Here is a 19,699-nt window from a genome sequence, read left to right as displayed (position 1 = left end):
CTGTGAATATGCGCGATCGCTTTTTGGCACTAATTCACCGCGAAATCGAAAATGTTCAAAATGGATTTTCTGGACGCATTGTTGCCAAAATGAATTCCCTAGTCGATCCGCAAATTATCGCCACTTTATATGAAGCTTCCCGCGCCGGAGTGCTAATCGACTTAATTATCAGGGGCGTTTGCTGTTTGCGTCCAGGACTCAAAGACATTAGTGAAAACATTCGCATAATTAGCATTGTCGGCCGCTTTTTAGAACACTCTCGGATTTATTATTTTCATAACAATACACAGGAAGAAATCTATATCGGCAGCGCCGACTGGATGCGCCGCAATTTAGATCGCCGAGTCGAAGTAATTACCCCAGTCAAAGACCCAGATATTGCCAAAGATTTGCAAGAAATTATGGGAATTATGCTCGCAGATAATCGCCAAGCTTGGGAATTACAAGCCGATGGCACTTATATTCAACGGCGTCCTTATGATGATTCTCCAGAAGCTAATTCACAAAAAATTCTCATGAATATGGCATTACGCTCAACTGGTGTAGCCTCAAACCTGATTGATTAAAAATAAGTTACTTCTACCTTGACAACTAGCTCAACTTAGTTTTTTTAGAAAACTTAATTTTTTTGAGAAGTTATCTAAGCTGTTTGTCATGGATTAACACAAGTTATTCAACCATAGGATAGAGTCAGTACTGGCATTTGTTCCCATAAACTAGAGAGGTTATTCTGAAATAATTTCGTTTTTCCCCTCAATGTTAATGTTATCCTGTGAGCTTTCTACCTTGCGTGTTCTAGTAGTTGATGACCACGAGCTGACTCGTTTAACCTTACAATTAGTTTTTTCTTGCCAGGAAAATATTCAAGTAGTAGGTTTAGCCAGTAATGGTGAAGAAGCTATAGAAATGGTTAAATGTTGCCATCCTGACGTAATTGTTTTAGATTTACAGATGCCAGTTATGGATGGCTGGAGTGCGTCTAATCACATTAAAGCTATATCTCCGAACACGCAGATCCTTGCTTACTCCTCAGTGGAAGACGTGAATTTTCAGGGGAAAAAGGCAATGTCTAGCTTTGATGATGTTTGCAAGAAAGATGTACCGACAAAGGAACTTATTGCGTTAGTTAGGCAGCTAGGTCAGCGTGCAGGAGATGCTTCAGTTGCAGGATAAATTATACAGCTATGTTGTTTCGCTTACTAACATTTAGTTCAATTCGGGCACTTAGCTCAATTCTGGGGATTTGAGGACATGATAAAACTAAGGAGCGTCGGTTTAACCTAAAGTTGACAGTTAAACCGACGCAATTTTCGATAATTTTTACTCTACCGGGATGGTGCGTCTAAATTCATCAATTAATTCATCCAGTTCTTCCAAAGCCTGATTTACGTCAACTCTCAAAGTTCCCAAATTTGGTTGCTCAAGTAGACCTAACAGGTACTCGCGTTTGCTTTGAACTGCGGCAATTCGTTCTTTTATAGTCTGTAAATCCATTATTTTTTTCCTATCTTTAACTACCTTTAAATTTTAAGTTAACTCAAAATCCAACATTCTGGGGCAATAATACGCCCTTACTACTCTACTACACAAACTTTGTGGCTTAGAAATTCTTGTCCTTGCGTCTACGGAAATTCTTATATAAGGAAGGCAGAACCTCTTGGCTTTTTACCGTGTCAGTCTTAACCTGGCTATTTTGAGTTGATTGAATACCACTATCTAGGAACGATGTTCTTCCCTAATTTGTTATTCATAGCCGATGATAATAAAACTGAGGTATTCAGAATTTATATTAATTTAAGCTCATGCTACGCAAAATCTCTTTGGGAACACTCGGTTTAACTATCGGCGGCATATTAACCATCATTGGTTTCGTTGCCTATGGTGCTGATAATGCCACATTAAATCTTGTCGGATTTTTTTACGGGATTCCTCTATTGTTGGGAGGGTTGGCGCTGAAAGCTAATGAACTCAAGCCAGTGCCCTTTACTCAAACTACGTCACCGTCAGCATTGATATTGCGGGAACAGCAAGCAACTGACACCCAAAATAAAATTCGCAAAGACATTACCCGATATTGTTATGGTCAAGATGCTCATCTAGATACAACACTTTCTTTTCTGGGCTTGAGTCCCTCAGACCAGGAACGACCAACAGTAACAGGCTTACGAGAAACAGAAGTCAATGGCAGCTATGCCCTAATTTTAGAATTTGATTCACCGCTAATACCAATTGATGTCTGGCAACAAAAGCAGGAAAAAATGACCAAATATTTTGGCCCTGGATTGGAGGTTCAAATAACCCAGCCATCTGAAAACAAAATTGAGCTAGCACTGATCAATACTCAAAAAGAGTCACTAGTCACTAGTCAATAGTCAAGAAAAAAAATTCTTGTTACCAAACTCGATTCTTTTATGTACCAATTCTGAATCAAAGGCGCAGATCCCGAATTATCAAAGAAGTTGGGGATCTGCCATTAAGGTTTGGATAAGCAGGGGGAGCAGGGGAAGAAAGAGGGTATTGTTGAGTAATTATTCTCGCAGCCTGCTTCCAATACTGCGTAGGTTAAGCTTAAAAAATAACTCCAATATAGGTTGGGTTGAGGAACAAAACCAAAATTTCCAGGACTTTGTTGGGTAAAACTTAAGTTCAACCCAATCTTCAATTCTACTGTCTATTATGCTATTTATTAATTGACTTTTCTTTTCTTAATCACTCACCAAAAAGTTACTTTTCTAAACGAACTGCATACCATTGCAAATATTGACCAGGAGCAATATCTAATTCGCAAGTGGTGTCAAGTAAATATTGTGCTTGAGCTTCCGCAGTATCAAACCTTTGCAAGTCAGGCGGCAAATCTTGAATTACGAGTTGTTGGAGAGTTGTTTTGAGCTTTTCTAACAACTCTGATTGTGTCAGAAATTGTTCTGGTTTATTTGTTTCTAGAACAACAAAGTGATCTTGCTGATACATTAATGAGTCTGGCATTTTAAATATTTAGTGAGTGGAAATAGGTTTTGATTTTTGGATGAAACAAAGATGGGAGTTTTATATGTTAATTCTGAATACTCTTTATTTAGCATATTTAAATTTAATATAATATTATCTAAAAAATCGGTATATTTATTTTAAAATAAATAACTATAAATTTTTATTTAGCTAAAATCTATTGGAATTAAATAATATTTTTTAAATATTTGATTAACCCAAAGTTAATCTACAAGAAAGCTTTGTTCTAAGGTAAAATTATATTCTATGTAATTATACTAGACATCTGTACCCCTTGTCGAATAGACTAAATAAATTTGAGTCAAGTGATATTAACATTTAGTGTTAACTATCTTTTGAGCGCACTTGTAATTTTTGCTTTGCGCTGTATCTTTAGGTTTCTAAACCAACTATAGAATTAAATAAATAAGGTATGAATTTGCAATTTTTTGAAAAATCGTAATTTAACTTTAACAATGGGGAAATATAAAAGTAACATTTTCTCTCCTAATCATAGGCGAACAAAAAGGTAAGAATTGCCTTCGTGTTCCAATTATAGATTGTCTATGCAACTTAGTTATCTACCGCTTGCTTGGCTCAGTAACCTTGAACAATCTATTGTCCAAAAACAGTTGATTGTGAAGCCAGACACGCCTTTGCCGCAAATCCTGGCATTGATAAAAAGAGCGATCGCCCCCACGCGATTGAGTTGCACAGCCTTTTTCAGGATAGTTCTGCAAGTGGAAAGCAACTCATGTCAGGTATAACTCCATTTTCTGTTTCTAAGCAACCACCACTGATTCTAGTAGCTGATGATGACAAGACCATCCGAGTATTGTTGCGTAAAGCTATGGAACAAGAAGGTTATCGAGTGGTCGAGGCCAACGATGGTAAGCAATGTTTAGATGCTTACGAGATTATCAAACCGGATATAGTTTTGCTAGATGCTGTAATGCCTGTGATGGATGGTTTTACCTGCTGTAAGCACTTGCTCCAGATTGCCAGGAATAATTTAATTTCAGCCCTTGCAACCTTTGATACTGACTCAAGCCTTCATAATACGGTGATCTCCAAGATATGGGAGCGCACTCCCATATTGATGATCACATCCTTAGATGATGAAGAATCCGTAGACCGTGCTTTTGAAGCAGGGGCGACTGATTATGTCACTAAGCCAATTCACTGGCCTGTATTGCGCCAGCGATTGCGTCGCCTGCTACAGCAAGCACAAATCTACAAACAGTTAGAGGCGGCAAACCAAGCTTTGCACCACCTCGCCAATGTAGATGGCTTAACTGAGTTGGCAAATCGTCGCCGTTTTGACGATTATCTCAATACTCAGTGGATTAATCTGGCACAAGAGGAATCTCCTCTGTCAATGATTTTGTGTGATATCGACTATTTTAAATTTTATAACGATAAATATGGTCATCCTGCTGGAGATGTCTGTTTACAAAAGGTGGGTGCTTTATTAAGCCTCAAGGCGCAAAAACATAAGGATTTAGTAGCGCGTTATGGTGGCGAAGAATTTGCTGTGATTATGCCATACACCCCTGCATCTGGCGCAGTTCACATTGCCGCAGCGATACAAGAAGGAATCAAAGATTTGCAAATTGTTCACGATGGATCTACGGTGAGTCAGCATATCACGCTAAGTATGGGCGTGGCTACTGTTGTGCCCACTTGGGAATCCTCACCTTCAGATTTGATTGTGCGGGCAGATAAAGCACTCTACCAAGCAAAGACCGGGGGGCGCGATTGCTTTATCTCAAGTTCTTAGTTGTCATTTGTCAAAGACCAATCTCTAAGAAGGATAAACTGGTAGTGTGAAGTGGAACCATGCTCCGTTATTCGGGGCAGAGTCTACCCAAATTTGACCATAATGGGCCAAGATGATGCGTTGGCATAAACAAAGACCAATCCCGTAACCTTCTGTACCTTCATCCCGTTGCAGGCGGAAGTGATTTTCAAAGATGCGATCGCGATTCTCTACAGGAATACCAGGCCCGGTATCGCCGATACTAAACTGAACTTTTTGGGTAGTGCGATGCAAGCCGGCAATACTAATTTTGCCACCTTCTGGGGTATATTTGATGGCATTATCTAACAGATTTACTAGCACTTGACGGATGCGTTCTGGGTCAGCATATACATAAGGCAAGTCATTAGGAATATCTGTTTCTACCTCTTGGGATTTGGCAGTGTAGCGATCGCACAATTCTTCTAGTACATCTAAGCACACTTTACCCAGTTGTACCTTTTGTGGTAAAATCGGAAACTCTGTATCTTTGCCCCGACCTACCTCTAAAAGGTCAGCAATCATCCGGTCAATGACCTTAGTTTGATTGCGGGCTTGTTTTAATAAATGCGCCGTCATTGATGGCTTGAGGCGCTGGAATTGCCCCGTCTCTAAATTGTAATTAGATTGGAGAGTTTCAATGGCGATCGCGGCAGCAGTTAGCGGATTGCGGAGATCGTGCGCTAGCATAGCAATCACCCGGTCTTTAAACTGTAGCTGCTCTTGGAGGTTATCTTTTTCCTGTTTCAAGCGAAAAATTTCGTCTGAGAGTCGAATTAGTTCCGCAGAAACAGCAACTGAACGGATAGTGGATTTGGGTGATGTCGCCCTAGCATTGTCGTCTATACGTTCTTGTAGGTCTTCCTGTACTTTTAAGTAAATGTCTACAGCCGCTTGCCAGCGAGGCCACCAATTTTTTAATTGCGCTATGATATTACTCCCAGCCAGAACCTGTCGTGGTTCGGGATGGATTTTGATTAAAGCTGGCGTTGCTATCAATTTAAAGTGTTCTGCTAAGTAAGGTTGTTGTCCAACATCGATAGTTTCAACTTCAAAACTATACTCAGCCTGCAATTCTTTTAAGTAAGCACGGATTCGCTGCACTTGTTGTCGGGACTTGGGTCGTCCATCGACAAACAGTAGCAGCTGGAGTGGAGCCTCAGAATAAATAGGCTGATCCTGGGAAACTTGCATGTAATCGTGTTTCAGCACTGGTAACAACCCGGCGACGCTTTACAGAAAGTAAAATAGACTGACGGTTGTCGATGGTCGTTGTTTTTTCTTCAATTTAATATCTATTTTAGATTCTTAATACTCTTATCAGTTCTGCGTTTTTGACATCAGATATATCTTTTTCACCCTTTTGCCCGGTTTTGGTTAACTTTATCTCCAATAAACACCCAAGTCCCTTGAATATAAGTCTTAATTTGCCCTGAAGCAAAAATTTTCGCCAGAAGCTAGCAGGTGAAAAGTTTAACACTGTGTAAATTCGACTACTTGCTTCAAACAAGTAATCACTTAAGCAAACGCAGATGCTAATTGTATCTAATCTATCAGGAAGTTGTTAACTGTTCAGACCAAATTTGTAGAGGGCTTTCTTAACCGTCAGTGCATCCGATGAAGTGTCTTTTTTGCCTCTACCCAATCCTAGTAATGATTGGGAAAACAGTCACAGCTAAGTATGTACTGTCCCTATAACTTGCGAAGCGCACCTTTTGTCCAATCTTCCTACAAGAACCCCTACCCTATACCAAAAGAACAGGGGATGGATTGCCAAAGAGAAAACTTTGGATAACATAGAGGCGATGCCTACGGCGGTAAACTACGCACTTTTAGAGAAAGCACTCACTCCTTTTGAGGCTGCCAAGAAATTCTTGACTATAGCACAAGTAGCACTTTCCCCAGAAAATCAATCTAGAGATACTAGAGAAACTGCCGTGACACTTGACTGCTTTGCCTATTATCACCCCGGCCCCCAAGAACCACAGACTTACGCTAAGTTCCTGAAATTGCTTAATAGTGGCATTTTTCACCTATTGCCTTATTTAGCTTACCATCGTCAGATGAATAATTTCCAGAATCGATTGTCAGCCGACGTTAGCGAACTTTATCCATTCCCCTCCTTGAGTGAGGCTAAAGGGGCCTTTAGTCCTAGTCTATCACTTCAGTTGCTTGGCGTAGGCATCGCATTACAACTAGTGCATCTAGAAGAAGATTAAAGCTTGTACTAGCTACACTGTTCTTTGGTGAGTTAACAATCAATTATCGGCTATGTCAACTTAATATTTCCAGAACTATTTAAATCGCAGAAAATTTAAAAGGTAAAGTTGGCTTGACACAGTACTAGTTTTCCTGAACCAGCAAAACTGATTTCACGGGACGCTTTATAGGATTTCCTTCTAAATCAACCTTCCCGTAAAAAGTTTTGCTATTGTAATAAAGCGAAGACGAACTCCCCCCATCAAGATTCATCGCTTGATCAGCACCAAGAGTTTTCATAAAATCAGTTAATGCCGGCAAAGATATCCCAGAATGAGCAGGAGCCGAGGGTTTTTGAGCCACCATCACTAAAACAACGCTGCCATCACGGGTAATACCAACGGCAGTTCTGGCGTTGGGTTGGTTGCTGCCAAGTGCATCTCGTTTACTGGTATTATCTACAAAGCCCTCTTTTGCTAACGTGAGTTTTGGTAATAGGCTTGGGCCAGCACCTATAGCATCAACGAACTGACAACCTGCTGGCGGTGACTGACTGTGTAGAGCAATCGAATAGCGGTTAGTTTGCCCACATAAATAGCGGCGGAATTCTGCGCGATTGAATATTTGACTTAGGTAAGGTTTTAAGTTGGGATTGTTCACCAATCGCTCGTTTTCCTTGGGGTCAGCTACCAACTTCCCATGTATGATGACATAAGATGTAGATTTTTGGTTAACTGGGTCAAAAAAGCCTGCATTCAAAATAGCTACGGCTTGATGCTTTTGGGCAAATTCCTCTACAGTGGTTACCTTCTGTGATAGTGCAGGAGTTACCAAAAATTTGCTATTAGCTGGAATCAACAGGATATGAGCGATGCCTTGGGGTAAAGTGCGCTCGAAGTAGCGGATAGTTTTTGGTGGTAAAGATGCAACAGTTGGTATTGACGGTGTTGAGAAACGCAAATTAAACCACAACACCATTGCTAAACTAATTAATACCAAAGCCAGTAGTTTGATTTTCCTCACATTTAAACCCACTTGCGGTTAGCTAAAAAAAGTTTATTTAATAGTATTTTGACAATATCTGTAAAATATTAGCAGAAAAATACCTTCACAGTTTTACACTTTGGCTACTACCTAATGAAGTATAAAAAATCAAAGTTTTTAAAACTGAATTAAACATAGAATTAATTCGTGCTGACTCTCTGGCATTTTTATGACTGGAAGAGATATATTCAAAGAGGAGGAGAGAGTTTTTTATAAAATAAAACTACAAGTTTGGTTATATTTTCAGCTAGTTTTATGAGTTGAAATCAATTTTTCATGGACAGATTTTTTAAACCCTGTCTATCTCCAGCGTCGGATGATAATTATCTGTCAAAAAATTATGCTTTAACACGAGTTCTCTATTTTAATAAGAGAATTTTATCTGATTTTTTTTCAAAATGAGAATTGCTGTGGGCAAAAAGTTTTGGTTGACAGTATTTTTTCTAGTTTAGGGACTTCCAACTAAAACAATATCCTATCGCGGTGTAGGTAGGGGGACAGGGAGCAGGGGGAGAAAGAAAAATATTATCTGAGTAAATTGGATAATTTATTTTCTGGAAGTCCCTTATGATACTTTCAGCACCAAAATCCATTAGCCATCTCCTGCAACTGATTCCAGTTCTGGAGACAACAAATGTGTGTCTCTGGATGTTGAAGCAGGCAAGTACACTGTAAATTGAGTCCCCCTGCCTACCTGACTGTAAACATTGACAAAACCACCGTGATTTTTAATGATGCCCAACGCCGTAGAAAGTCCTAAACCTGTACCTTTTCCTACCTCTTTTGTGGTGAAAAATGGTTCAAAAATCCGTTGCTGGACTTCTGACGACATTCCCATACCAGTATCCGTTACCACGATCGCAATATAAGAACCCACTTTAGCATCAATATTTATCTGGGCAGAATGTTCACCAATCACCAGATTTTCCGCCGCAATTCTCAATATACCGCCATTGGGCATGGCGTCGCGGGCGTTGACTACTAAATTTATCAGCACCTGATGTAGTTGAGTTGCGTCTCCACGGACATACCACAGATTTTTAGGGATATCTGTTTGGCAAATGATGGATTTGGGAAATGTTTGAGTGATAATTTGCTCAATTTCTGCCATCAAAGGCTGAATTTGGACTATTGTCTGTTTGCCTTCGATGCCCCGTGCAAAAGATAATACTTGCTTGAGCAAATTAGCGCCGCGTTTAACATTATTTTCTAAAGTTTGCAGTATTTGCTGACTCTGAGAATCGGGCAATTTCTTCTGCAATAGTTGAACTGACATTAAAATTGGGGATAGTATATTGTTCAGGTCATGGACGATACCCCCAGCTAGAGTACCGATACTCTCCAAACGTTGCGATCGCAGAAGTTGAGCTTCCAATTGTTTCTGCTGCGTAATCTCGGTGTTCACACTCAAAATGGATTTGGGGTGTCCATTATCATCTCGAATCAGTATCCACCGACTTTCAACGATAATTACTTTACTTTCCCTTGTCAGTTGATGCAACTCACCCCGCCACTCACCCGTATTCATCACCCTCAAGTAAGCATCTTCTAACTGTGGTGAAATGTCTTTATACAAAAGTTGCAAAACATTCTTACCGACAACTTCCGCAGTCTTCCAGCCGTACAGACGTTCAGCACCTTGATTCCAAAACAAGATTTGGTTGTGGAGATTTCGCACCAGAATCGCATCACTTGATACATCCAGCAGCAACCCTTGTTCACGAATTTTCTGTTCTGCCTGTTTTTGCTGGGTTATATCTCGCATCAATGCCAAATGGATAAACGTACCATCAGATTCGTTACCCAGTGGTACGGCATGAGTTTCCATGTAGCGGCGCGTACCTTGAAATCCCACGATTTCAAACTCCAAAGTCCCCTTATTACCTTGGCAGACACTTTTATGCAAGTCGGCAAAGGCTGCTCTATACTCTGGTACAATTACGGCATCAATAGGTTTACCAATTAAGACATCGGCACTTTCCACTTCCATCATTGCCAGGCCTTCTGCATTAATTTCTAAAATAGTGCCATCCTTGGCAATTAACTGGATGCATTCTGGTTCTGCATCTATCATGGCTCGTAAACGATTTTCACTTTGGCGTAAGGCCAGTTCCGTCTGCTGAAGTTGCCTTATATAACGCCACAACAAATCATATAGCAGCGTCACCAGCACTAAATCCACAACAGCAGCGATAAAAAATGTCACTATTGCCTTTTGGGAACTTGCTTGCGACTGCTGCATTCCCTGGTGTAATAAATTTTGTTCCACCTCTAAAGAGTCGTGAATAAGCTGTTGGATTTCTTTGCTGCTTTGCTTGTCTTTGTCAGATAAGATTCGCTGCCGAACTGCTTCAAATCCCTGGTTTTGTCTGAGAGAAATCTCTTGTTGCAGGATGTTGAGCCTGTTGCTAATTTTCGGCTCCAGCAAAGAAATCCACTGCCGCTTTTGATGGCTCTGGGCAGTTAACTTGCTAATAATTCGAATATTGCTATTAGTTTTTTGATAAGCCGCAAGATAGGTTTGTAAATCATCTGCATCTGCTGTAATTAAGTAATTACGTTGTGCAGTTTCAGTATCTTTGAGTTTAGATTGGATACTTTCAAGTTCAGTAACCACTTTATATGAGAATGTTACCCATTCCTGATTGGAAATCAGCTTGACAGTATTGCTATATGAGACTACAGCATTAGTAAATACAACTGCCAATGCTAGGATAAATATTGCTTTTAGCTTTTGGACTCGATACCATTTTTTGATCATGCGATCGCCCTTTCTGCCGCAGATGCCCTCCATTAGTTAAAATTAAAGATTAAAAACAAATACTGAACAAATACTGAGAATAATTTAATAATTGTGACACCACGGGTAACAAAATACAATCTCTTCAAGTTGTAAATATCGGGATTTTTTGGGATGATTATTTATACATAGTAGTTACAAATAAATCCGCTAGTTTTTAATATAAATTCATGTTTAGCAGTAGTATAGCCAATGCAGTTGGGATTAGATAAGTTGCCTATCCATAATGTTTTTAGAGACATTGCATTACAATGTCTCTATGTTTGGAATTTTAATTAACCTCACATTATCCCTAAATTCAAAATAAAACTGGTTAATATATCACGCCTTATGTGAGTTAAGCCAGAGGATGTTGTTCAAAAGTCAGCACATCAATACAAAGCGTTGACAGAGGAAGATACGTAGAGTGTGACTAGTCATTTTAGCGGCGACATGGGCGCAAAGTACCGTCAAAAGAGGCAGGGGAGCAGGGGGCAGGGAGCAAGGGGGAAAACACCAGACGAGCTTGTACTCCGCCCCAGTAAGAGCGCCCTGGCGGGGCTTCATACCCATGTTCCGCTCCGCTCCACGGCTCCAGGTCAGGGCTTGCTCCCCAAGCTTTGAGCGCCCTGCCCCTCCGCTTCTTCGGTCAACTTTCTTTCTCAGCAGTCGTTCCAAATTACGGACAGTATTTTGTACTTCGTTAAATACAGCGCCTCATGTACTAAGTAGTTCTAGAATAAGCTTGACATGATTCTAGTAATATGTTAATAATTATAGTTTGTGGAAACTTTACTTCTTAATTTAAGCTCTTGGCTAACGTCATTGTCATAGGTGCCCAATGGGGCGATGAAGGAAAAGGTAAAATAACTGACTTACTCAGCCGTTCCGCAGATGTTGTGGTTCGTTACCAAGGGGGTGTCAATGCTGGACACACGATTGTAGTTAAAGGTCAGACCTTTAAGCTACATTTGATTCCCTCTGGTATTTTATATCCAAATACCGATTGCATTATCGGCTGTGGAACAGTCATTGATCCACAGATTTTGATTGCAGAACTCGACCAATTAAAAGAACTAAATATTTCCACTGACCACCTGCTGATATCTGAGACAGCCCACGTAACAATGCCTTATCATCGCTTGATTGACCAGGCATCGGAAGAACGACGGGGAAGCCATAAGATCGGCACAACAGGTCGGGGCATTGGGCCGACTTATGCTGATAAATCTGAACGTACAGGCATTCGGGTTTTAGACTTAATGAACCCCGATGAGCTACGTGAGCAGTTGGAGTGGACGATTAATTATAAAAACGTCATTTTAGAAAAGCTTTACAACTTGCCGCCTCTAGATGCACAAGAGGTGATTGAAGAGTATTTGGAATATGCAGAACGCTTGCGTCCTTACGTTATTGATACATCGTTAAAAATATACGATGCGATTCAGCGACGGCGGAATATTTTGTTTGAAGGCGCACAAGGTACGCTCCTTGACTTAGATCATGGGACTTATCCTTATGTCACCTCCTCTAATCCTGTGGCCGGGGGGGCTTGCGTTGGTACAGGGGTAGGGCCGACAATGATTGACCGGGTAATTGGAGTGTCGAAAGCCTATACGACACGGGTGGGAGAAGGGCCATTTCCCACCGAATTGGATGGAGAGTTGGGAGAAATGTTGTGTGATCGCGGTGCCGAATTTGGCACAACTACCGGACGCAAACGGCGTTGTGGCTGGTTTGATGCCGTCATCGGTCGTTATGCCGTGCGGATAAACGGCATGGATTGTATGGCGCTCACCAAACTGGATGTCCTCGATGAATTAGAGGAAATTCAAGTTTGTGTCGCTTATGACATCGATGGCCAACGCAGCGAACACTTCCCCACCAGTTCTCGTCAATTTGCTAGATGTCGCCCAATCTACAAAACCTTACCAGGATGGAAAGTGTCAACAACCGACTGCCGCACCCTGGAAGACTTGCCACCGCAAGCACTGGACTATCTAAAATTCCTCGCTGAATTAATGGAAGTCCCGATCGCGATCGTCTCACTAGGAGCAAGTCGCGATCAAACCATAATCGTAGAAGACCCCATTCACGGGCCCAAACGTGCTTTATTGCAGGCCGATGGCACACCAGCTACCCTGCTCACTGCGTAAATTGACCATTAGTCCTTTGCTAATGACAAATGACTAATGACTAATGACTAATGACTAATGACTAAGGACAACTTCTATGGCTATTACAGTCGAATCTCAAAAACGTCCAGAAGGTAGCAAGCCAAGAGCTTTGCGCCGTGCTGGACTGATCCCTGCCAATTTGTATGGTCATAAGGGTACAGAATCTATTTCTTTAACCATCGATGCCAAAACTGTTGAGCGTTTGCTCAAAAGAGCTTCCGTCAACAATACCTTGATTGAGTTGAATGTTGCTGATGCACCTTGGCGTGGCAAAACCTTGCTGCGGGAACTTCAGATCCATCCAGCCAAAGGTACGCCTTATCACCTCAGCTTTTTCGCGGTTGCTGGCCACGGCGACACAACTGTAGAAGTGCGGTTCCGTTTTGTGGGAACTGCTGTTGGTGTTAAACAAGAAGGTGGTGTGTTAGACACCGTAATCACTGAATTGCAAGTGACTTGTGCGCCAGAAAATATCCCAGATGTAATTGAAATCGATGTCTCTAACCTGCAAATTGGAGACAGCTTGAGTATTAGTGATATACCCTTTCCTGAAGGTGTAACACCTCTAGCTGAATCAGAGCGACTTGTTGTCAGCGTTTTGCCACCACAAATTAGCGCTGAAGATGCTGGGACAGAAACTGAAACTGAGGCAGCTTCTTAAGCTAGGTAAACTGTGTAATAATTTTTGATGACACCAGGGGGGAACTCCTGGTTTTTTTGTATTTGAACCGCAGAGGCGCAGAGAGCGCAGAGGACAGAGATGACAGAAGCGACTCTTCCAGCTTTAATTCAGCAAATGTTGCAGCCTGGATTTTATCCCCATTCGGTAACAGAACCTATTCAACTAATTCAAACCCACATTTCTTATGTGCTGCTGACTGGGGATTACGTCTATAAGCTGAAAAAACCGATGAATTTTGGTTTTTTAGACTTTTCCACATTAGAGAAGCGGCAACATTTTTCTCAGGAAGAGTTGCGGTTGAATCAACGGGGAGCAGGTGAACTGTATTTAGAAGTTTTGCCCATAACTTTGGTAAGAGAGCAATACCAGTTAGGGGGAACTGACGAGGCTGTAGAATACGTGCTAAAGATGCACCAGTTTCCGCAAGAGTCGCTATTAAGTACACTATTTGAACAGGGTAAGTTAAATGAGACACACCTAGATGAGTTGGGACGGGTGGTGGCTCAATATCATGCTCAAGCACAGACGAATGATTATATTCGCAGTTTTGGTGAAGTAGCAAAAGTTCGGGCTGCATTTGATGAAAATTATCAGCAAACTGAAAAGTATATTGGTGGCCCCCAAACACAGGCGCAATTTACAGAAACAAAGCAATATACAGATAACTTTTTTGCTGAACGTCCAGAATTATTTACTAACAGAATTCACAACAACTATATTCGTGAATGTCACGGGGATTTACATCTGAGAAATATAGCCCTGTGGCACGATAAAATCTTGCTGTTCGATTGCATTGAGTTTAATGAGCCGTTTCGCTTTGTCGATGTGATGTACGATGTAGCTTTTACGGTGATGGATTTGGAAGCGCGGCAGCGCAAAGACTTGGGTAATGCTTTTTTGAATTCATACATAGAGCAAACTGGAGATTGGGAAGGCTTACAGGTGCTACCTTTGTATTTAAGCCGTCAGGCTTATGTTCGAGCAAAGGTAACTTCATTTTTGCTAGACGATGCGAGTGTACCCGCGACGGTAAAGGAAGAAGCAACAAAAACTGCTGCTGAGTATTACAAACAGGCTTGGGAATACACTAAACCAAACCTGGGAAAAGTAATTTTGATGTCGGGGTTGTCAGGTTCTGGTAAAAGTACCACAGCAAGGTATTTAGCCCGTCAACTAGGAGCAATACACCTACGTTCTGATGCGGTGCGGAAACATTTAGGGGGAATTCCTCTGTGGGAAAAAGGTGGCGATGATTTGTATACCCCTGAGATGACTGAAAAAACTTACACACGGCTCTTGGAATTGGGAATTATCCTAGCTCAACAAGGTTTTCCGGTGATTTTGGATGCCAAGTACGATCGCCAGCAGTTGCGACAAGAAGCGATCGCTCAAGCTACAAAGCACCAACTCTCCCTTCAGATTATCCAATGCACAGCACCTCTTGAAGTTATAAAAGAGCGTCTGAACAAGCGCACTGGTGATATCGCTGATGCCACCGCCGATTTATTAGACTCGCAAATCAAACAAGCTGAACCTTTTACTGAAGAAGAACAACCTTACGTAAAGATTTTGGATACAACTCTGCCACAGCAGACACAATTAAAATAATTCGTAATGACGCTCCTACGTCGCTAACGCTACGCTATCGAGCGTCATTAGTAATTAGTCAATAGCCTTTTTACTCTATGGCAGACAAAAAGAACGACCTTTTCAGTATTTCTCCCAGCTTTTTTTCTCAGTTGTTATTTGGGGCATTTTTAATATTTATATTAATAATGACCGGCTCCGCACCAGCCCTGAGCATCTTCTTAGGTATCATGGGCGGTTTCATCCTCAGCTGGATCACAAATGTAACTGATAATAGTCCCCAGCCACCAACTGTAGCCTCCTCTGATGGTGTCGATACAGGACTGAAATACTGGTTATTTTTCATGCTTGGCTTTGTATATTTGGGCTATCCAGCACCCATGAGTATCTTGCTAGGTGGAATAGGCGCTTTAGCTGGAGGCTGGATTACTGCTTGGTGGGGAAGTAAGGAAGAAACTAGAACTCAGTTGCAAGTTGAAGAATTAGAAGAGGGGCAAATTGAATCAACGAACGACAGGATCAATAAACGGCAAACAAGAAAAACTGCCCGGCGTTACCGTCGCGCCCCTGGTAGTAGTATCAATCTCAAGTTTTGGGAAAAGTAGTAATTTAGGGATTGGGCATTGAAATGAAAAGAGGCAGAGGGGAAAACTCTTCTCCTTTGCTCCCTGCTCCCCTGCGTCTTACCGACTCCCCATTCCCCAATTATGTTTTTATATCTCTCTAAATTACTGCCACTATTTTTTTATCCACTAGGATTAGCCTGCGTGAGCCTGATAGTAGCATTAATCACGTTGTGGAAACGACCGCGAACTGCGGCGATCGCAATTGCTTTTGCTTTGACTTTATTGCTATTTTGTAGTAATGCTTGGATTGCTAAATCATTAGTGCGATCGCTAGAATGGCAAAATCTTCCACTCGCCCAAATACCAGTTGCAGAAGCAATTGTGGTTTTGGGTGGCGCAACCAAATCAGCTTTTTTCCCAAGACCTACTGTCGATTTGAGTGAAGCAGGCGATCGCGTGATTTATGCTGCACAACTGTATCGCCAAAAAAGAGCGCCTATAATCATTCTTAGCGGCGGGCGTATCGATTGGCGTGGAAGCGGTTCACCTGAATCGGCAGATATGGCAACAATACTCACATCTATTGGTATTCCATCTGAGGCAATTATCCAAGAACCTAAATCTCTAAATACTTATCAAAATGCTGTAAATGTCCGCAAAATTTTGGAGTCTCGTGGCATTCGTCAGGTATTATTAGTTACTTCTGCAATGCACATGCCGCGATCGCTTAAGATTTTCCAACGCCAAGGAATTAATGTTATTCCTACACCGACAGACTTTCTTGTTAGCGAGGGTGAACTGCAAGAACTCAGCAACACTCCTAAAGCCGCTATACTGAATTTATTACCTGATACCGACAACTTGCACCAATTTACCAGCGCTTTAAAAGAGTACATTGGTTCTTTAGTTTATCGTTTACGCGGTTGGATTTAATGAAAGTTATGAGTTGTTAATTATGAAATGTAGTAATTACCTAAACTCCTAACTCTCAACTCCTAACTCCTAACTCCTAACTTTATTAACTTGATGTCTAAAAATCTACCTTATATTATGCCATCCCCTCAACCCCAAGTTGAGGAAGCATTTGCCACTTACCAAACAACTCATCAGTTCTACCACGAAGTTCGTTCACGGTCAGAGTTTCAGCGTTATTGTGAATGGTATTATACAACGGCAGAACAGAATCGCCAAGAGCTTAAAAGAATGCGCGGCGAACTGAATATCTTTCAGTGGTTTCGCCGCCGATAAGTGATTTAGATGACTTCTATCTCATTTTCGCGTAAATGGGCTTTAAACTTTTTACTAAACTGGACTACAATCGGCAAATTAGCGCTTACTGGTCTGTCTCGCCATTGGGTGGCAATACCTACTACATCGCCTTCAGTGCCTTTGATGTCAAAAGGCTGATTCCGATGTTCAGGATGATGATACACTACTACCGATTCTTTAACGCGGACGCGATCGCCAACTTTCATAACAACATTTACACCTAGCATTTTCTTACAAGTATCTGCTACAAAATATATGATTAAATCGCTTAAAATTTGATTTAATCAGCTATTTTTTGACGCTTCATCGGGGTGCAACGGTGCATTTAACCCTCTGCGTCCAGGCACGTCTTAGCAATCCGTGCGTACTTTTTTTAGTTTTTTGCCGCGTTAATACCTATCGCCCTTACCCTCTGTGTTTACCCCAAAAGTAGGGAAATGAAAAGAAATAAGCCGATATCAGATGCGCTTACTACTGTGACAAGATATCTAACCTTTTTATCTTCACCCTAGGATGTTCCCCAGGTCAACTCTCTTACCAATTTTGGTGCATAGTAGACGCGCCGTTATTATCGAATCCACTCTCATCCCAATACTGCTCGGTTAAGGTGCATAGTCATTGGAGATCCCCCTTAGTCCCCTTAAAAAGGGGGAAAATAAGGCATTTTGAGCAAGCCTTTTTAACTTGAGTTTGGACTAATTTGCATTTAGCAGCAATGAATAGAAGGCAAGAGAAAGTTACCCAACTTCTTTTAGAGGCTGAGTTAAGTGGAATCGTTAAAAAAGAAGCAGAAACTAAGTAGCAGTTAGATCAGCCTTCTTAAGTGATTCTTCGGTTTTAGGTTTTTTAGACGCGTGTTTTTTAACAGTGGAATAACGAGGACGTATCGGTTCTTACTGCTAAATTCTTTTAATTTGCGCTTGATTTAACAATGTATCAATTAATTTATCCTAGCTTTGGCTAATCCAGATGTTTTTTTCTTCCTCGTGAGAAATCCGGGCTACGATCGCAGGAGAAGAAACAATTAGTCTGGGCATAATATAACTTTCCTCAATTGAGTGTGATAGAGCTTTAAACCCTGAAAGTATTGCTTTAAGTCACAATTCACAGAGAACTCTGATATCAGGCTTTCTTTGATCAGAAATTCACAGAGTCATAGCTAGAAAGTTTCAGACTTGACAAGTGTTAGTTAACGAATTATTTGTTATGACCTCAACCACCTCTAAGAGTGTTAAATCGGCTTCAAATATTAAAGTTAAATTATTAAATGCTTTCTATTAGACATCTCCAAAAATTAAATATGCGTTACCCAAAACTCTTGTAGAGACGTAGCAGTACTACGTCTCTATTTTTTACCAGATGTTTATTCGTTTGTCATTTGCAAATACAAATGACAAAAAAACAAGTCTGAGCGCCGGAAGCGGATGCTCAGAACTTTGGAGACAAACTTTGCGTGTAAATATGCAATGTTTATTCACCTAACAGCTTAAAAGCGATAGTTGCGATCGCGCACCCACATACTAACTGGCACTGCCTTGCCCTGTGGATCAACTTTTGCCTTTACCACAATGGGCGGTACTTGTCCTCTGCGGGCGCGTTGGGCTTGCAAATCGTTCCTAATCTGCTGCCGTTGGTTTTCTGGGATGTAATATGTTTCTAAGCCGTAGTTAACAGAACCATCTTGATAAACACCTTTTAAGGCTACCTGATTGGCTCTTAGAGTTGTGGGGCGATCGCTACTTACTCGTAACGCTCTCCAAGCTCTAGGAACACCGCGACCAGAGGATAGTTGCTCTTGCAAAGTCACGTAAATGTTGGTTCCTTCAGGCAATCTTCTGCCACTTCCACGACCTTTGCTGACTAATGTTTGCCAACCAGGTAATCTGCTCAAATTTGCGGTGCGGGATATATTGTAATCTAAGTCTAAGGTGTTACCTTCTAGCACATTGTTAGGGTTTACAGGTACGGTTTGCAAAATCACCGTCTTACCTGCTACATCTGTATAAAGCGCTTGGGCTGGTACTGCCATAATTAGCCCTGTTTGCAGCGCTAAGGGAGCTAGTAACCGCCAAAAAGGTAAAGGCTTATTCGATTTTTGTTCACTAGCAATCAAGTAATCCCGAAAAGTCACCTTACTAGAAAATTCGGCTTCGGGAGACAAGGTTTTATTTTTAGATTCAGAAGAACTATTAGTCATGAGCGTAGTCCTAAAAAGCAGAGGGATTGAGGAGGTCAAAAGTAACGAGATTAGGACTGACGCAGAGAAACTTTAAAAACTTTAACGCACAGAGATTTTGATGATGAGCAGAATTCATAATTCTGAATTTGCACTACTTTTTACTTGCAGAGCTACCACCAGGTAAGCGGCGTTCAAACCAGAGTCCAGCACTAATTAAAGCAGAACCGCACAAAACAAAGACTAGGGACTTGAAAAGTAAATCGGTATCGTACTCTTGCACGCGACTGATAATTTGCAGTGTTACTAACAACATACCACCCCAAAAGGAACTTCTGTTGTTTAATTTCAATCCTTCTTGAATTAGTCCCCAGGCTAATGTTGCTAGAAGTACATTGAAAATAAAAACACCAAGTTCATCAATCCGGCTGATAGTT

Annotated in this window: 19 protein-coding genes and 1 pseudogene; 12 read left to right on the top strand and 8 right to left on the bottom strand. The window is 41.2% G+C overall.

All coding sequences use genetic code 11. From position 1 onward, the window contains the following. Positions 1 to 566, top strand: a 566-nt coding sequence (locus tag V7K25_RS26695; protein ID WP_335162213.1) for a phospholipase D-like domain-containing protein, incomplete at its 5' end; no start/stop codon positions are given. Between the two features lie 190 nt (positions 567 to 756). Then, positions 757 to 1,173: a response regulator gene (locus V7K25_RS26690; RefSeq protein WP_335162211.1), complete on the top strand. Its 417-nt coding sequence runs from the start codon at positions 757 to 759 to the stop codon at positions 1,171 to 1,173. A gap of 147 nt (positions 1,174 to 1,320) precedes the next feature. On the opposite strand, the gene V7K25_RS26685 is transcribed toward V7K25_RS26690, so the two are convergent. Further along, positions 1,321 to 1,494: a hypothetical protein gene (locus tag V7K25_RS26685; protein WP_181373863.1), complete on the bottom strand. Its 174-nt coding sequence runs from the start codon at positions 1,492 to 1,494 to the stop codon at positions 1,321 to 1,323. A gap of 308 nt (positions 1,495 to 1,802) precedes the next feature. Here V7K25_RS26685 and V7K25_RS26680 point away from each other — a divergent pair, with 308 nt between their 5' ends. Next, positions 1,803 to 2,372, top strand: a complete 570-nt coding sequence (locus V7K25_RS26680; RefSeq protein ID WP_335162208.1) for a DUF2854 domain-containing protein — start codon at positions 1,803 to 1,805, stop codon at positions 2,370 to 2,372. 352 nt (positions 2,373 to 2,724) lie between these two features. On the opposite strand, the gene V7K25_RS26675 is transcribed toward V7K25_RS26680, so the two are convergent. After that, positions 2,725 to 2,985: a chlororespiratory reduction protein 7 gene (locus tag V7K25_RS26675; RefSeq protein ID WP_335162206.1), complete on the bottom strand. Its 261-nt coding sequence runs from the start codon at positions 2,983 to 2,985 to the stop codon at positions 2,725 to 2,727. A gap of 566 nt (positions 2,986 to 3,551) precedes the next feature. Between V7K25_RS26675 and V7K25_RS26670 the strand changes: the two genes are divergently transcribed. Beyond that, positions 3,552 to 3,752 (top strand): hypothetical protein, encoded by a 201-nt coding sequence (locus V7K25_RS26670; RefSeq protein WP_335162204.1) that lies wholly within the window; start codon positions 3,552 to 3,554, stop codon positions 3,750 to 3,752. Then, a complete protein-coding gene (locus V7K25_RS26665; protein ID WP_335162202.1) occupies positions 3,740 to 4,765 on the top strand; it encodes a PleD family two-component system response regulator in 1,026 nt (341 codons plus the stop codon). Before V7K25_RS26670 ends, V7K25_RS26665 begins: the two co-directional genes overlap by 13 nt. 24 nt (positions 4,766 to 4,789) lie before the next feature. Here V7K25_RS26665 and V7K25_RS26660 read toward each other — a convergent pair whose 3' ends face one another. Beyond that, positions 4,790 to 5,995, bottom strand: a complete 1,206-nt coding sequence (locus V7K25_RS26660) for a histidine kinase (protein WP_335162200.1) — start codon at positions 5,993 to 5,995, stop codon at positions 4,790 to 4,792. 575 nt (positions 5,996 to 6,570) lie between these two features. Between V7K25_RS26660 and V7K25_RS26655 the strand changes: the two genes are divergently transcribed. Next, positions 6,571 to 7,002, top strand: coding sequence for a hypothetical protein (locus V7K25_RS26655; protein WP_335162198.1), 432 nt, complete (start codon positions 6,571 to 6,573; stop codon positions 7,000 to 7,002). A 124-nt stretch (positions 7,003 to 7,126) separates the two neighbouring features. Here the strand turns inward: V7K25_RS26655 and V7K25_RS26650 are convergent, their stop codons facing one another. Next, a complete protein-coding gene (locus V7K25_RS26650; protein ID WP_335162196.1) occupies positions 7,127 to 8,005 on the bottom strand; it encodes a phosphodiester glycosidase family protein in 879 nt (292 codons plus the stop codon). Between the two features lie 613 nt (positions 8,006 to 8,618). After that, positions 8,619 to 10,820, bottom strand: a complete 2,202-nt coding sequence (locus tag V7K25_RS26645; protein WP_335162194.1) for a PAS domain S-box protein — start codon at positions 10,818 to 10,820, stop codon at positions 8,619 to 8,621. A 797-nt stretch (positions 10,821 to 11,617) separates the two neighbouring features. Between V7K25_RS26645 and V7K25_RS26640 the strand changes: the two genes are divergently transcribed. From V7K25_RS26640 to V7K25_RS26615, 6 genes are all read left to right on the top strand, one after another. Next, positions 11,618 to 12,961, top strand: a complete 1,344-nt coding sequence (locus V7K25_RS26640; RefSeq protein ID WP_335162192.1) for an adenylosuccinate synthase — start codon at positions 11,618 to 11,620, stop codon at positions 12,959 to 12,961. A 76-nt stretch (positions 12,962 to 13,037) separates the two neighbouring features. Then, the gene (locus tag V7K25_RS26635; protein WP_335162190.1) at positions 13,038 to 13,643 is read left to right on the top strand and encodes a 50S ribosomal protein L25/general stress protein Ctc; all 606 of its coding nucleotides are present in this window, start codon (positions 13,038 to 13,040) and stop codon (positions 13,641 to 13,643) included. Positions 13,644 to 13,742: 99 nt separating this feature from the next. Continuing rightward, the gene (locus V7K25_RS26630; RefSeq protein WP_335162188.1) at positions 13,743 to 15,272 is read left to right on the top strand and encodes a bifunctional aminoglycoside phosphotransferase/ATP-binding protein; all 1,530 of its coding nucleotides are present in this window, start codon (positions 13,743 to 13,745) and stop codon (positions 15,270 to 15,272) included. A 77-nt stretch (positions 15,273 to 15,349) separates the two neighbouring features. Beyond that, positions 15,350 to 15,856, top strand: a complete 507-nt coding sequence (locus V7K25_RS26625; RefSeq protein ID WP_335162186.1) for a hypothetical protein — start codon at positions 15,350 to 15,352, stop codon at positions 15,854 to 15,856. A gap of 102 nt (positions 15,857 to 15,958) precedes the next feature. Continuing rightward, positions 15,959 to 16,750 (top strand): YdcF family protein, encoded by a 792-nt coding sequence (locus V7K25_RS26620; RefSeq protein ID WP_335162184.1) that lies wholly within the window; start codon positions 15,959 to 15,961, stop codon positions 16,748 to 16,750. Between the two features lie 93 nt (positions 16,751 to 16,843). Continuing rightward, positions 16,844 to 17,065, top strand: coding sequence for a hypothetical protein (locus tag V7K25_RS26615; RefSeq protein ID WP_100897176.1), 222 nt, complete (start codon positions 16,844 to 16,846; stop codon positions 17,063 to 17,065). Between the two features lie 5 nt (positions 17,066 to 17,070). Here V7K25_RS26615 and V7K25_RS26610 read toward each other — a convergent pair whose 3' ends face one another. The 3 genes and pseudogenes from V7K25_RS26610 to V7K25_RS26600 form a co-directional block, all read right to left on the bottom strand. Continuing rightward, positions 17,071 to 17,292: a ferredoxin-thioredoxin reductase variable chain gene (locus tag V7K25_RS26610; protein WP_335162215.1), complete on the bottom strand. Its 222-nt coding sequence runs from the start codon at positions 17,290 to 17,292 to the stop codon at positions 17,071 to 17,073. A gap of 1,280 nt (positions 17,293 to 18,572) precedes the next feature. Beyond that, positions 18,573 to 19,283 carry a GDYXXLXY domain-containing protein gene (locus V7K25_RS26605; protein WP_335162182.1) on the bottom strand — a complete coding sequence of 237 codons (711 nt, stop codon included), beginning with the start codon at positions 19,281 to 19,283 and terminating at the stop codon, positions 18,573 to 18,575. Between the two features lie 133 nt (positions 19,284 to 19,416). Further along, positions 19,417 to 19,699: pseudogene (locus tag V7K25_RS26600) on the bottom strand (DUF2157 domain-containing protein); the annotation flags it as partial.

This window comes from Nostoc sp., from assembly GCF_036919495.1.
Classification (GTDB): domain Bacteria; phylum Cyanobacteriota; class Cyanobacteriia; order Cyanobacteriales; family Nostocaceae; genus Nostoc.
Note: the sequence above shows the minus strand (reverse complement) of the source record. Positions and strands in the feature narration are given on the sequence as shown.

Excerpts from the sequence above, each read along its gene's own strand:
- V7K25_RS26690 (WP_335162211.1), top strand. The coding sequence starts at position 757 with ATGTTAATGTTATCCTGTGAGCTTTCTACCTTGCGTGTTCTAGTAGTT.
- V7K25_RS26685 (WP_181373863.1), bottom strand. The coding sequence starts at position 1,494 with ATGGATTTACAGACTATAAAAGAACGAATTGCCGCAGTTCAAAGCAAA.
- V7K25_RS26680 (WP_335162208.1), top strand. The coding sequence starts at position 1,803 with ATGCTACGCAAAATCTCTTTGGGAACACTCGGTTTAACTATCGGCGGC.
- V7K25_RS26675 (WP_335162206.1), bottom strand. The coding sequence starts at position 2,985 with ATGCCAGACTCATTAATGTATCAGCAAGATCACTTTGTTGTTCTAGAA.
- V7K25_RS26670 (WP_335162204.1), top strand. The coding sequence starts at position 3,552 with ATGCAACTTAGTTATCTACCGCTTGCTTGGCTCAGTAACCTTGAACAA.
- V7K25_RS26665 (WP_335162202.1), top strand. The coding sequence starts at position 3,740 with ATGTCAGGTATAACTCCATTTTCTGTTTCTAAGCAACCACCACTGATT.
- V7K25_RS26645 (WP_335162194.1), bottom strand. The coding sequence starts at position 10,820 with ATGGAGGGCATCTGCGGCAGAAAGGGCGATCGCATGATCAAAAAATGG.
- V7K25_RS26635 (WP_335162190.1), top strand. The coding sequence starts at position 13,038 with ATGGCTATTACAGTCGAATCTCAAAAACGTCCAGAAGGTAGCAAGCCA.
- V7K25_RS26630 (WP_335162188.1), top strand. The coding sequence starts at position 13,743 with ATGACAGAAGCGACTCTTCCAGCTTTAATTCAGCAAATGTTGCAGCCT.
- V7K25_RS26625 (WP_335162186.1), top strand. The coding sequence starts at position 15,350 with ATGGCAGACAAAAAGAACGACCTTTTCAGTATTTCTCCCAGCTTTTTT.
- V7K25_RS26620 (WP_335162184.1), top strand. The coding sequence starts at position 15,959 with ATGTTTTTATATCTCTCTAAATTACTGCCACTATTTTTTTATCCACTA.
- V7K25_RS26615 (WP_100897176.1), top strand. The coding sequence starts at position 16,844 with ATGTCTAAAAATCTACCTTATATTATGCCATCCCCTCAACCCCAAGTT.
- V7K25_RS26610 (WP_335162215.1), bottom strand. The coding sequence starts at position 17,292 with ATGAAAGTTGGCGATCGCGTCCGCGTTAAAGAATCGGTAGTAGTGTAT.
- V7K25_RS26605 (WP_335162182.1), bottom strand. The coding sequence starts at position 19,283 with ATGACTAATAGTTCTTCTGAATCTAAAAATAAAACCTTGTCTCCCGAA.